Below are 10,672 nucleotides of genomic sequence, written 5' to 3' on the forward strand. Positions count from 1 at the left end.
GCGAGACATTATGCATGTCCTGATCGTGGGCGCGAGCGGCTTTATCGGGCGGCACCTCGCCGCCCGGCTGGTGGCGGAGGGCGTTCGTGTCACCGCCGCCGGTCGCGCGCCGGATTATTTGAGGCGGCGTCTGCCGGGGGCGGCGGCGATCCGCTGCGACCTTGCCACTGACGGGTTGGACGACTGGCGCGAGCGGCTGGCGGGCGTCGACGCGGTGATCAACTGCGCGGGGCTGTTCGGTGACGAACGGGGCTATGCGCGCGTCCATGCCGGTGGGGCGATCGCGTTGTTCGACGCCTGCCGCGCCGCCGGGGTTGGCCGCGTGCTTCAGATTTCTGCGCTGGGCGCGGCGGCCGATGCCGCCAGCGCCTATCACCGCAGCAAGGCCGCTGCCGACGATCATCTGGCGGGGATGGGGGACGCGATTAGCTGGGCGATCGTCCGGCCGTCGCTCGTCCTCGGCCATGGCGGGCAGAGCAGCGCGCTGTTCACCACGCTCGCCGCGCTGCCGGTCACGCCGGACCTCGGTCGCGCCGATGGCTTGGTGCAGCCGATCCATGTCGACGATCTGGTCGAGATACTGATTCGCCTGCTTCGCGCTCCGCTGCCGCTGGCCGTCCGGATCGATGCGGTCGGGCCGGAGGCGATGAGCACGGCGGCGCTGGTGACGATCCTGCGCAGCTGGCTCGGCCTGCCCGACACGATCCGCGTGACGGTGCCGCGATGGGTGATCGCGGGCGTCGCTCGCCTCAGCATCGGGCCGGTGAGGCGCGAAGGCATGGCGATGCTGGCGGCGGGCAACAAGGCGCCCGTCGAGCCGCTGATCGCCATGACCGGCTTTCGACCGGCAACGATCGGCCAGGCTGTGGCCCGCCGCCCGTCGAATTGGGCCGATCTGCGTACGGCACGATTTGCCCCTGTCGCGCCGATCCTGCGCAGTGCGCTCGCGCTGGTTTGGTTCGCCGGTGGAGCAATACCCTTGTTCGTCACTCCGGCGGCGACGAACATGGCGTGGCTGGCGCGGGTCGGCCTGTCGGGGAGTGCGGCGACGATCGCCTTATGCGCAGGCGCGCTGGCCGACATCGCAGTCTACGCTGCGGTGCTTCTGCGGATACGCGGCGCGGCGCTTGCGGGGATCGCCCTGATGGCGACCTATACGCTGATCCTGACCCATATCGCGCTCGAACTCTGGGCCGATCCCTTCGGTCCGCTCGCCAAGAACGTCGCCGTCCTTGCCCTGTCGCTCGCCGTCAGCGCGCTGGAGACCCGTCATGGCTGATTATCTGCTGCTGAAAACCGTCCATATCCTCAGCTCGACCCTGTTGTTCGGCACCGGGCTCGGCACCGCCTTCCATGGCTGGATGGCGAACCGCTCCGGCGACGTGGGCGCGCGGCGGGTGGTCAATCGCAACGTCGTCCTCGCCGACTGGCTGTTCACGACCCCCGCCGTCATCGTTCAGCCGGTGACCGGGGTGTGGCTGGCGCAACTCGCGGGATTTCCGCTGACGACCGGCTGGCTGGCGGCGTCGATCGCGCTGTACCTGATGGTCGGAGCCTGCTGGTTGCCGGTGGTCGGCATCCAGATCCAGATGCGCCGCATTGCCGATGCCACCCCGGCGGAGATGCCGCTGCCGGCGCGCTATTTCCAGCTGTCGCGGACGTGGTTCCTGCTCGGCTGGCCGGCGTTTATCGGGGTGATCGTCATCTTCTGGCTGATGGTGACCAAACCGGAGTTCGCGTGGTGACCCAGCCCCTGTTCCGTCGTCTCCTCGGGGCCGCGATCGATGATCTGCCGCCCGTGCTGCGCGAGGCGCATGACAGCCGGATCGACCAGCGCTGGCGCGGCGTGGCGCAGGTCGAGGCGCACCCGAACCCGCTGGCGCGGCTGCTCTGCCGCATGATGCGCCTGCCCGCCGCCGGGACGGCCATCCCGGTCACGGTCCGGTTCGAGCGGCGCGGCACCGCCGAACACTGGCACCGCGATTTTGCGGGGCGTCGCTATGGCAGCACGCTGGTTAAGCGCGACGGATTGATGATCGAGCGGATGGGCATGGCGACCAACATCTTCCGCGTGTCGGTGGAGGACGGTGCACTCCGGTTGGACCTGATTGGCTTCAGGTTCCTCGGCGTCCCGCTGCCTTCCGCCCTGCGCCCGCATTGTCACGCCCGCGAACATGGAAACGACGGGTGCTATGTCTTCGACGTGCCCGTCGACCTCTGGCCCTTCGGCCGGATCATCCGCTACACCGGCCAGATGGAGCGGATCGATGACTGACGGCCCCATCATCCTGTTCGACGCGCAATGCGTCCTGTGCTCGGCCAATGCCCAGTTCATCCTACGCCACGATCGCCGGCACCGTTTCCGACTGGCGGCGATGCAGGGTGCAGCCGGTGCGGCACTGTTCCGTCGGCAAGGGATAGACCCGACAGATCCCGACACGATCCTCGTTGTCGATGGCGATAATGTCCTGCGGGACAGTGACGCGGTGATCGCAATCTACACCGGCCTGGGCTGGCCGTGGCGCGTCGCCGGAGTGGCCCGCTTGGTGCCGAACTGGTTGCGCGACCGGGCTTACCGATGGATCGCCCGTAACCGCTATCGCGTCTTCGGCAGGCGGTCGACGTGCTGGCTTCCAGCGCCGGAGGATGCCGGTAGGGTTCTATCATAGCCGCGCACCTGCCCGATACCGGAAGCCATAGTTGGCCGATGTCGCTCTGCGTTGGAGCGAAGGCGACGGGCATTGGGACAATCCCGCCGTTCGAGAGCGATAGTCGAATGGCAGCCCTCGCCGAAAACGGACATTCAGCGGTTGCCTGACCCGAATCGTAGATCGACAGAGGTGGTCCGATTGCCGGCTGTCAGCTCCTTGGTGCTTCTCCGCGGAAAGCTGCCGTTGAGTTGTCAGCGCAAGATGCGCGATGATCGAGTCGGGGCACACGCCGAAATGTTTTCCAAAAAATTCATTCTGCCGTTCCGGTTTCAGTTTCCATGGCGATTACCTCTGAAACGCATTTATGCTGGTGCTTCGAAAGGGAGGACAAGTTGATCGCCCCGCTCACCCGGAAGAAGAAGGACGGGACGCTGTATACGCGCCCCGACAATGTCGAGGGGCTCCTCCCCGCGCTCGGCGAACTGCCACGCGATGGACTGCTCGAGCGGGCCCGGATCCGCAATCGCAAGGATCCTGGCTATGTGCCCAGCGAATGTCTGGTGCATTTCATCCGCGCCAGTCGCCACGAGAACGCCCACGTTTGGTTCGACCGCCTCTACAAGGTGCTCGCCGAGCGCGTCATGCGGGCGGTGCCTATCGCGTCGGGTGGCACTGCCTCCGCCACCGACGAGCGGATCCGCGATGCGGTCTTCGACCGCTTCGTCGAGTTGCTTGCCAAGGACCGCGCGGCGCCGGATGACAGGCTCGATTTCTTCGAGGCGCGGTTCGATCTCGCCATTAAGCGGCTACGGCTCGACGCCCAGGAGCGGGTGTGGCGCGAAACCAACCGCGGCGATTCCATGGACGCCGAGGAAGGCGGCGCCGCCGAGGCGGCAGCCGCCGCCGGCACGACCAACCCTCTGAACGCGGAAATTTTTTCCGATCCGCTTTTCCGGGAGAGGCTCTACGTCGCGATTGACGCCCTGCCACCGGAACAAAGCAGGACTATGCATCTCCTGCTGATCGGGTGGCAGATCCATTCGAGCGACCCGTCGGTCATGACGATCGCGAAGGCCCTGGACTGCTCGGATCGGTCGGTTCGCAACTATCGGGACCGGGCGCTAAAGACGCTCGGTGCCCTGTTCAATCCTGGGGACGACGAATGACCGCCACCAACCCGCCGCTCACGCTCGACGCCGTGCTCGACCTTTTCCAGATGGAGGAGCTCCATGACGGCCATGTCCTCGCCCGCTACGTCGCGGCGCACCCTCAGTTCGCGCTGCAGCTGATCGACTTCTCCCGCCTGATCGCCACGCCCGACACCGAGGACGAGGGCGGCCTGACCGCGACCGAGCAGTCCCGCATCGACGCAGCGTGGATCACCCATCAGGCGGCCCGACCCCAGGGCGCGACTGGCGCTGATCCCTTGGTTCGCCTTTCCGGCGACGTGGGCAAGGCTCTCGCTGTGAAGCTCGGCGTGCCGCGGCAGGTGATTACCTGCATTCGCGAGCACAGGGTGCTCGCCTCCAGCGTCCCAGCGTCCGTGACGCGCGAGCTATCCGTGGCGCTGGGCGTCCCTCAGGCGCATGTAATAGCCGCCATGGCGCGATCTCCGGCGGGGATGGCGGCGACGAGAAGCTACAAGTCGGACGGTCCACCTAGGCCGGTCGCGCAAACCACGTTCGAGCAGGTGCTGAAGGACGCTGGCGTATCCGAAGCCGACCGCGTTCGGCTGCTGGCCGACGCCTGACCCGTGGACGCGATCGAGCTAGGGCGCCGACGCGCGGCGGAACTGCACGCAAGCGCGATTGCGCGCGGACTTGATCCGACGGATCCTTACGCCTTCGCGGTCGCGATCGCGAAGGATCGCGGCCTCGACGTTGATTCCGCGAATCCGGGCGCCACGGTCCTAGACAACGGACGCGCGACGCTGGTTCCAGAGGATGACCTCATCATCCATGAGAACGTCGGGTCGCTCTTCGAGCAGGCGTTCCTCGTCGCCCATGAGATCGGGCATCACGAGCTCGGGGACGGAACCTCTTCCCCGACGGTCACCGAGGCGGATTCGGCCCGTGGTTCGGAGCCATCGCCGACTGGCATCGATCGCGTGGTGGACTACGGCCGCCGGCAACGGCGCGAGGTCCAGATGGACCTCTTCGGACGCGAACTCCTCCTTCCGCGCGAAGTGGTATGCCGCCTCCACCTCGAAGATGGTCTGACCGCATCCGCCATCGCCGAGCGGATGCACGCCCCGTTCGACGTCGTGGCGCAGCAGCTGTTCGACGGTCTCCTGCTCCCCGTGATCGCACCCGACGACAAGGTCCGCGAGACCCATCCGCTGAACGAGGCCCAAGCGACCGCTGCGGCCCATCGCGGCGGCCCCTACTTGCTCGAGGCGGGGCCCGGCACCGGCAAGACCCAGACCTTGACCGCGCGGGTCGTCCAGCTGCTCGACGAAGGCGTTGATCCCAAGCGGATCCTAGTGCTGACCTATTCGAACAAGGCGGCCGGCGAGATGGCCGACCGCATCGCGGCCGAGCGTCCCGAGAAGGCCGCGGCGATGTGGATCGGCACGTTCCACGCCTTTGGGCTCGACCTCATCCGACGTTTCAGCGCCGAGTTCTCCCTGCCCGACGATCCGCGGTTGATGGACCGAGTCGAGGCGGTCGAGCTACTCGAGCGCGAATTCCCGAAGCTCGAGCTCAAACACTACCAGGACCTCTACGACCCGACCCGGCTGATCGGCGACATCCTCGCGGCGATATCGCGCGCGAAGGACGAGGTGGTCACCGCCGAGGAGTATGCGGGGCACGCGGAAGCCATGCGCGTCGCCGCAGTCGGAGACGAGGCACGGACGACCGAGGCGCTCAAGTCCGCCGAGGTGGCGCAGGTCTATGCGCTATACGAGAGGATCAAGCGCGAACGGCGCGCGGTCGACTTCGGCGATCTAGTGTCGCTCCCCGTCGGACTCCTCGAGCGGTGCCCCGACATCGCCGCGAAGCTCGGCGGAATGTACGATCATCTGCTCGTCGACGAGTATCAGGACGTCAATCGCGCCAGCGTTCGGCTGCTCAAGGCGATCCGCCCCACCGGCGATAACCTCTGGGTCGTCGGCGACGCGCGGCAGTCCATCTACCGGTTCCGGGGCGCGTCCCCGATCAGCACCTCCAAGTTCACGACGGAGGATTTCCCGGGCGCCGGGTCGGGTAGGTTGAAGATCAACTACCGCTCGTTCGACGAGATCGTCACAGCCTACTCCGCATTCGCGGTCAGAATGACGGCGAGCACGACGGAGACGCTGCTCAAGGCGGACCGTGGCCACTCTGGGATCCCGATCGAGCTCAGGACGCGCGCCATGAAGGACGAACAGTCGGTCGCGATCGCCGACTGCATCGGCGAGATGCACGCGGCCGGTTTCGCCTACCGCGACCAAGCCGTCCTGTGCACCGGCAACGAGCGGCTCGGCGTGATCGCCCGGGACCTCGAGCGCATGGGTATCCCCGTTCTGTTCCTCGGCAGCCTGTTCGAGCGTGGGGAGGTCAAGGACCTCCTGTCACTACTGTCGCTGCTCGCCGACCCCCGGGCGATGGGCCTCGTCCGCGCCGCCGGCATGACGGAATTCGCCCTGTCGCTCGACGACGTCGGCACCGTGCTCGCCACGCTGCGCGACGACGAGCGGGAGCCGCTCGATTGGCTAGACGCGCGACGGGACCTTCCGATCTCGGCGGACGCCCATGCCGCGTTGGACAGGCTCGCGGTGGCGCTTGAGGGCTTCGACGCCGACACGCCGCCTTGGCGAGCCCTCGCCGTGATCCTACTCGACCGGACCCGCATCGCCGCCACCATCGCCGTGGCGCAGTCGGTCGGCGAACGCAGCCAGGGAATCGCGCTTTGGCAGCTGATGAACTTCCTGCGCGTGCAGCCGCGCGAGCAGGGAAAGGCCGTTCCCCGCCTGCTGGACCGGATCAGGCGGCTCGTGGCGATCGGCGACGATCGCGACCTGCGTCAGCTGCCTGCCGCCGCGCAGGGACTTGACGCGGTGCGGCTCATGACGATCCATGGTGCCAAGGGCCTCGAGTTCCGGTGCGTCCATCTCCCGGGCCTCAACCAGGACACGCTCCCAAGTCCGTCGAAGGCGCCTGCATGCCTCCCGCCGGAGGGCGTCATCGCAGGATTGACCGGCGACGTGAAAACGGCTTTGCGCGATGGTGACGGGGAGGAGCGGGAGTGCCTCTTCTACGTCGCCCTGTCGCGCGCCCGAGACCGGCTCGTCATGTATGCGGCCACGGAGAAGGCCAACCACTCTGCCAGACCCCTGTCCGAATTCCTCGGCCGCCTCGGGACGGGCGTGGCGCGGTCCACGCCCGACCTGATCCGCAAGCTGCCTCCTGCCCCGGAGGACGAACTGGTCAAGCTCGTGATCGACGGGACGATCCGGCTGCGGGATTCGCAGGTGGCAATGCTGGACAAGGATAAGTGCAAGCGACGCTTCTTCTACACACATGTGCTTGGCATCGGGGGACGCCGGAGCGAGACCGACTACATGAGGATGCACGAGGCGGCCCGGTCCGTCGTCCGCGCGGCGGTGCGGGACGGACTCGACCTGTGGGATGACGCGCAGCTCCGTGCCGCCGTCGAACGGGCCTGCGACGATCATGGCCTCGACACGCCTGGTAGCTTCGCGGAGCTGCGGGCGATGGCGATCACGCTGGTGACGCGGTTCCGACAATCGCGCCTGGTCCACCGCGCCGAGACCCCGGCAGCGGTGCCGCTCAGCATCGGGGCCGATCAGATCGTCTTCAGCGCCGACGATGTCCTCGTCGATGCCAAGGGCGTCCGGATCTACCGGCGCATCCGCACGGGAGCATACCGCAAGTCGGACACCGAGAACCTCGGCGTGGCCACCGCGCTGCTCGCCATCGCGGAGAACGCACCTGGTGCCGCCGCGGAGGTGGTCCACCTGATGAGCGATCAGGTCACTGCGCTCAACATGACGGCGCGCGTTCTCGGCAACCGGCGTGAGCTGTTGGACAAGGTGATCGCGGGGATCCGCGACGGTTCGTTTCCCGCATCCCCCTCGCAGCGCGTCTGCCCGGGATGCCCCGCATTCTTCATCTGTGGGCCTGTCCCCGGCGGATCGCTGCAGAAAGTTTTCTGATCGCGTTTCCGGTCGGCGGCGTCTGTTCCGATTGTCCCTTCGTGACCGGGTTGGCCCGGCTGGACACGAAGGAAAAAGTAAGATGAACACACCCGAACTCCCCGAATACGACGATGTCGGCGACGCAATCCGCGAGGGCCGCCCCCTGCTGGCGGCAAAGGCCTACCGCATCCAGTTCGCGCTCAACGGCCTCGACTTCCGCCCGCTCGGCATCGCCGACCCGATCCCAGTGGGCCGCCAGATTCTTGAGGCCGCGGGCCTCGAGCCCGACCGCGGCTACAGCCTCTTCGCGATCCTCGATACCGGCGATTTCGAAGATGTGCGCCTCAACGAGCCGTTCGACGTCCGCGGGTTCGGCGCGGAGCGCTTCATCGCCTTCCTGACGGACCGCGACTTCAAGTTCGAGGTCAACGACCACGAGGAACGCTGGGGCAAGCCGACGATCAGCGGCCGGATCCTCGAGCAACTCGCCAAGCCGGAGCGCGACGAGGCGGTCTTTCGTGAGGTTCGCGGCGGGACGGACGTCCTGATCGAGCCCGCGACGCTGGTCGACCTCAGCGCGCCGGGCATCGAGCGCTTCTATAATGCGAAGCGCCCCACGGCGGAGATCGAGATCATCGTCAACACCCGTCCGCGTACCGTGCCGGGGCCGGATGCGACCTTCGAGCAGATCGTCGAACTGGCCTTCCCCGGTCCGCACGAGCCGAACGTCGTCTTCTCGATGACCTACCGCAAGGCGGCCTCGACGCCGCATGCCGGGGAGCTTGGCGCCCACGGCTCGGTCACCATCAAGCAGGGGACGGTCTTCAATGTCACGCGCACTGTTCAGTCGTAACGCCGACCTCGCGAAGCTGCGCGAGGAGGGCTATTTCGTCCAGGTCGTCGGTGGGTTCCTCGTCATGCGCGAGGTTCCCTACGTCGACGCCAACCGCAAGGTGCGCAAGGGGACCCTGATTTCGAGCCTGGCGCTGGCTGGCGACCAGACCAGGCCGCCCGACACGCACGTCGTGCATTTCGACGGCGAATACCCTTGCTTCGCCGACGGGACGCGCATCGCCGCGATCGCCAACCAGACGACCCACTTCGACCTTGGCCACGGCCTGACCGCCGAGCATGCGTTCTCCAGCAAGCCCGACGGCGGCTACCGCGATTATCACCACAAGATGACGACATACGCGTCGATCATCGCGGGGCCGGCCGCGGTGCTCGATGCCACAGCAACGCCCCGGCCCTATCGCGCGCTCGATGAGGAGGAGGACGTCGACAGCGTGTTCAACTACGTCGAGACCGCGTCGGACCGCGTAGGCATCGGCGCGTTGACGGCGAAGCTGGCGGGGCACCGGGTCGCTATCATCGGGCTCGGCGGCTCGGGCAGCTACATCCTCGACATGGTCGCCAAGACGCCAGTGGCGGAGATCCGCATCTTCGACGCCGACGAGTTCCTCCAGCACAATGCCTTCAGGGCACCTGGTGCGCCGAGCCTCGGCGAACTCCGCGAAGCGCCGCTCAAGGTGGACCACTTCAAGGGGATCTACGACCGCATGCACCGCGGCATCACTGCGGTGCCGGTCGCGATCGCGCCGGGCAATCTTGATCTGCTCGACGGCATCGACTTCGCGTTCCTGAGTCTCGACGCCGGCGAGGCCAAGGCGGCGCTGGTCGAGCGGCTGCACGCGAGGGGTGTGGACTTCATTGACATCGGCATGGGACTGGAGCTCGGCGAGCGCGGCCTCAGCGGGATACTTCGCGTGACAACCAGCACCGCCGGGACACGGGAGACCGTCGCGTCGCATGATCGGATCCCGCTCGCCGGGGGAGGTGCCGGCGACATCTACGCGTCCAACATCCAGGTCGCCGACCTCAACGCGCTTAACGCGGTGTTCGCGGTCATCAAGTGGAAGAAGCTGTGCGGCTTCTACTGCGACCTCGAGAACGAGCATCATTCGACCTATACGCTCGACGGGAACATGCTGCTGAACGAGGACCAGTCGTGATGCGGCATTCCGTCCTCGAACACAGGTTCGTCGAGACGTTCCCGGAAACGCTTGAACGTGGCGTGCTATACGTGTCGCTGGAATTCGGCAGCGCCGCCCACAGCTGCTGCTGCGGCTGCGGCGAGGAGGTCGTGACCCCGCTAACGCCGACGGACTGGAATATTACCTATGACGGCGAGACGATCACGCTGCACCCGTCGGTCGGCAGTTGGACGCTCCCATGCCGCTCGCACTACGTGATTCGTCGCAACCGGGTGATCGAGGCGCCTCCTTGGTCGGATGCGGAAGTCGCGGCTGAACGTCGACGCGACCGGCGGGCGAAAGCGGCGCATTATGGTTTGGATACAGCTTCAGATGTGGCAGTATCAGCGACAGATGTCGAAGCATCTCAAACACTACCAGCCGCCTCCGGACGTAAGAACCGCTTCCTCGGTTGGCTGTTAGGATCAAAATCTTAGTCGACCGCTTGTCAGGGTTCTGCGCATCTCAACCGCGCGCAGGACCCACCCGATTTTCATTCGATGTGTCGAATCAAGCGACAGGAGCGAATGGCAGCTTAGGGGTCATTCACAGAAAGGGCGCGTGACCGAAATTGGGGCGCAAAGCCAACCGGCCGTTTTGTGCGACTTGAATGACGGGTTTCAGCGAAAGCCGACACTCACATCAACTACGCTCAATGTCTTGAACTGGTCGACAGCTGTCAGTTTGACAGCGGCTCAGGCGACGGAAATCTATTCAAACCGCCTAGTCCAGTCGACTTCGGTGCTTGCCTGAACCAATGCGGCCCAATCCAGAAACGACCAATCGACTTTATGAAGCTCGCGGTTCAGGATCGCCAAGCGAACCCCCTGACCGTATTTTCCCCCGAC

Annotated in this window: 10 protein-coding genes; all 10 read left to right on the forward strand. The window is 66.2% G+C overall.

Annotated elements, in window-relative coordinates; translation table 11 throughout:
• The first annotated feature begins 10 nt into the window (after positions 1-10).
• On the forward strand, positions 11-1,279 hold the full coding sequence (locus tag LRP66_RS17290) for an SDR family oxidoreductase (protein ID WP_230483843.1): 1,269 nt from the start codon (positions 11-13) through the stop codon (positions 1,277-1,279).
• The gene (locus tag LRP66_RS17295; protein ID WP_230483844.1) at positions 1,272-1,745 is read left to right on the forward strand and encodes a DUF2269 family protein; all 474 of its coding nucleotides are present in this window, start codon (positions 1,272-1,274) and stop codon (positions 1,743-1,745) included. Before LRP66_RS17290 ends, LRP66_RS17295 begins: the two co-directional genes overlap by 8 nt.
• Positions 1,739-2,275, forward strand: a complete 537-nt coding sequence (locus LRP66_RS17300; RefSeq protein WP_230483845.1) for a DUF4166 domain-containing protein — start codon at positions 1,739-1,741, stop codon at positions 2,273-2,275. The genes LRP66_RS17295 and LRP66_RS17300 overlap by 7 nt, the downstream gene beginning before the upstream one ends.
• On the forward strand, positions 2,268-2,669 hold the full coding sequence (locus LRP66_RS17305) for a thiol-disulfide oxidoreductase DCC family protein (RefSeq protein ID WP_230483846.1): 402 nt from the start codon (positions 2,268-2,270) through the stop codon (positions 2,667-2,669). The genes LRP66_RS17300 and LRP66_RS17305 overlap by 8 nt, the downstream gene beginning before the upstream one ends.
• A gap of 374 nt (positions 2,670-3,043) precedes the next feature.
• Complete coding sequence (locus LRP66_RS17310) at positions 3,044-3,817, forward strand: DNA-binding response regulator (protein WP_230483847.1); 774 nt, start codon at positions 3,044-3,046, stop codon at positions 3,815-3,817.
• Positions 3,814-4,401 carry a hypothetical protein gene (locus tag LRP66_RS17315; protein WP_230483848.1) on the forward strand — a complete coding sequence of 196 codons (588 nt, stop codon included), beginning with the start codon at positions 3,814-3,816 and terminating at the stop codon, positions 4,399-4,401. The genes LRP66_RS17310 and LRP66_RS17315 overlap by 4 nt, the downstream gene beginning before the upstream one ends.
• 3 nt (positions 4,402-4,404) lie before the next feature.
• Positions 4,405-7,809: an ATP-dependent helicase gene (locus tag LRP66_RS17320; protein WP_230483849.1), complete on the forward strand. Its 3,405-nt coding sequence runs from the start codon at positions 4,405-4,407 to the stop codon at positions 7,807-7,809.
• 82 nt (positions 7,810-7,891) lie between these two features.
• Positions 7,892-8,644, forward strand: a complete 753-nt coding sequence (locus LRP66_RS17325) for a multiubiquitin domain-containing protein (RefSeq protein WP_230483850.1) — start codon at positions 7,892-7,894, stop codon at positions 8,642-8,644.
• A complete protein-coding gene (locus LRP66_RS17330) occupies positions 8,619-9,803 on the forward strand; it encodes a ThiF family adenylyltransferase (protein WP_230483851.1) in 1,185 nt (394 codons plus the stop codon). Before LRP66_RS17325 ends, LRP66_RS17330 begins: the two co-directional genes overlap by 26 nt.
• Positions 9,803-10,261, forward strand: a complete 459-nt coding sequence (locus tag LRP66_RS17335; protein ID WP_230483852.1) for a DUF6527 family protein — start codon at positions 9,803-9,805, stop codon at positions 10,259-10,261. Before LRP66_RS17330 ends, LRP66_RS17335 begins: the two co-directional genes overlap by 1 nt.
• Positions 10,262-10,672 lie beyond the last annotated feature (411 nt).

Origin of the sequence: Sphingomonas sp. Leaf21 (genome assembly GCF_916858675.1) — a bacterium.
Lineage (GTDB): Bacteria > Pseudomonadota > Alphaproteobacteria > Sphingomonadales > Sphingomonadaceae > Sphingomonas.

What these genes read in the sequence shown, in the direction of transcription:
- LRP66_RS17290 (WP_230483843.1), top strand. Translation starts at nt 11, where the DNA reads ATGCATGTCCTGATCGTGGGCGCGAGCGGCTTTATCGGGCGGCACCTC.
- LRP66_RS17295 (WP_230483844.1), top strand. Translation starts at nt 1,272, where the DNA reads ATGGCTGATTATCTGCTGCTGAAAACCGTCCATATCCTCAGCTCGACC.
- LRP66_RS17305 (WP_230483846.1), top strand. Translation starts at nt 2,268, where the DNA reads ATGACTGACGGCCCCATCATCCTGTTCGACGCGCAATGCGTCCTGTGC.
- LRP66_RS17315 (WP_230483848.1), top strand. Translation starts at nt 3,814, where the DNA reads ATGACCGCCACCAACCCGCCGCTCACGCTCGACGCCGTGCTCGACCTT.
- LRP66_RS17325 (WP_230483850.1), top strand. Translation starts at nt 7,892, where the DNA reads ATGAACACACCCGAACTCCCCGAATACGACGATGTCGGCGACGCAATC.
- LRP66_RS17330 (WP_230483851.1), top strand. Translation starts at nt 8,619, where the DNA reads ATGTCACGCGCACTGTTCAGTCGTAACGCCGACCTCGCGAAGCTGCGC.
- LRP66_RS17335 (WP_230483852.1), top strand. Translation starts at nt 9,803, where the DNA reads ATGCGGCATTCCGTCCTCGAACACAGGTTCGTCGAGACGTTCCCGGAA.